At 41.1% G+C, this 1,974-nt stretch carries 2 protein-coding genes; both read right to left on the bottom strand.

What is annotated here, in order from left to right; translation table 11 throughout:
• Window positions 1-548: YSIRK-type signal peptide-containing protein (locus HMPREF9708_RS07895; RefSeq protein ID WP_006308753.1), on the bottom strand; the 548-nt coding region annotated here is incomplete at its 3' end.
• Window positions 549-759: 211 nt separating this feature from the next.
• On the bottom strand, window positions 760-1,974 hold a 1,215-nt coding region (locus HMPREF9708_RS03675), incomplete at its 5' end, for a G5 domain-containing protein (RefSeq protein WP_006308752.1).

Raw genomic sequence — 1,974 nt, 5'->3', positions numbered from 1 at the left:
GGTTCTGTGACTTCCTCGGCTTCCTCTACCGGTGCAAAAGGGGCTTCTGGATCCTCGTAGTTCGGTTTGCGAGGTTCTGTAACTTCCTCTTCTTCCTCTACTGGTGCGAAAGGGGCTTCAGGGTCCTCGTAGTTTGCTTTACGGGGTTCTGTGACTTCCTCGGCTTCCTCTACTGGGGCAAAAGGTGCTTCTGGATCCACGTGGTTTGCTTTACGGGGGTCTGTAACTTCTTCCACTGGCGCAAATGGCGCTTCTGGGTTTATGTAGTTTGCGTCATTGGGGTCTGTCACTTCTTCAACATCATCACCTGGTAACTCTGTGTCTAAGCTTTCTTGCATCCAAGGTACTTCGGGTTGAGTGTATGAGATAGAGGGTGGAAAGGGTTCAAAGGGCAATTCTGGATTATATCCAGCAGCCTTCTCATCCTTTGAATGAAGGATTGACAAATCGGCTGCATCAACACTTCCACTAGTCAAGAAACTAGCGACTGCGATGGAAGCAACCCCAACAGTTAATTTGCGGATTGAGAAACGGGTATCTTTATTCATGGATATCCTCCTAGAATTTTTTATAAGCAGATAATCAGTGGTTTAGACTCTCAGTCATTATGTAATAACTAGTCCCATTTTATATTAAATACAGCAAAAGCTCAATTAGATAGTAGATCCCGTAGCGCTATAAAAACCCAGGAATTTAAATGACTTCAAATTCCTGGTTTCGATCGTTTTATTCAGGGTCAATGCTTTCTTGTCTGACCTCTTATGGTTCTACAGTCTCTCCAATTCCTTCGAGAATCTTTAAAAATTGATCGCGAAAGGGTATTAATTCGCTCTCCATTAGTTGACCATGGCGAGTGTGAATCAACTTCTTATACATATTAACCGTTTCAGTACCTCCACTGACATTTGGATCATAACGGTTTACCATTTCGAACGCTCCAGCTAGGGTCAGCCCCGCTTTAGACTGAGCCCAATCAATAAGCACATCTTGAAGAGTAGCCTTTGGCTTATTCGTTAATACACGATAAAAGTCTAAACTAGCTGCAATTGTATCTAATTTATCAAAGTTCTTAATCTCCTCTAGCTGAGCCTGAAGTTTTTTCTTATCCTCTTCGGGAATATCTTTTTTGATTTCAGTTTCATATTCATCTTTGATCATATTAATGAACATATAGTCCCCATAATTCAAAAGCTGCCTTATCTGTAGAAGATTCTGATTAATGGTCTTAACGGTCTCTGGACTTGGCGTTCCATTGGTCAGCGTCCCATCGGAATTTTCTTGAACGACAATGTCTTTATAAATCTGCTTACCATCATAGGCCTTGTTTTCCAACAAGATATTCTTATAGTAATCGGGTTCCTGGTCTTTCTCAATCTCAGTGATTCCGAGTTTGTTTGCTCCAGCTAAGACAAGTGTCTCATAGAAGCTACCTTTTTTATCTGCACTGTCTGTGATGAGTTGTTCTAGCTTAATATTCTCATCACCCATTGCTTTACGATAGTAATCTAAAGCGGATGCTAAGACCTGAGCTTTTTGGTCATCAGTAAGTTCATCAGTAGATGAGCTGTCTGTACCACCATTTTCTGAGATCAGGCGATCATAGAAGTCTTTGACATCTGTATTAAGTGCATGACGCGTTTCCACTACAATTTCTTTCAATTCTGGACTTGGTAAAGGAATCACATTGTATGTCACGTCCCACTCAAGGAGTTTATCTTCTTTAGTACCAAACTCAATAATTTTGTTTTCTGGTTCAACTCTATCGACTTCGCGAGGGTCTGTTTGTCCGGTTTTTACACCTTTGACGTAAGTCACTTCGTACTCTTTAGTCACAGAACCTTCTTTACCTTCTTGAACGACTCGCTCCATTCCTTTATAAAGATCAGGATTCTCACGACGTTCTTCTTTAAATGGAAGTGGTTCAACTACTGTCTTAGTCTCAACACGCTTTACACCGATATACTTTATTTCAGC

The sequence above is a fragment of the Facklamia languida CCUG 37842 genome (genome assembly GCF_000245795.1).
Taxonomy (GTDB): domain Bacteria; phylum Bacillota; class Bacilli; order Lactobacillales; family Aerococcaceae; genus Facklamia; species Facklamia languida.
This window is presented reverse-complemented; position numbering and strand designations above follow the sequence as displayed.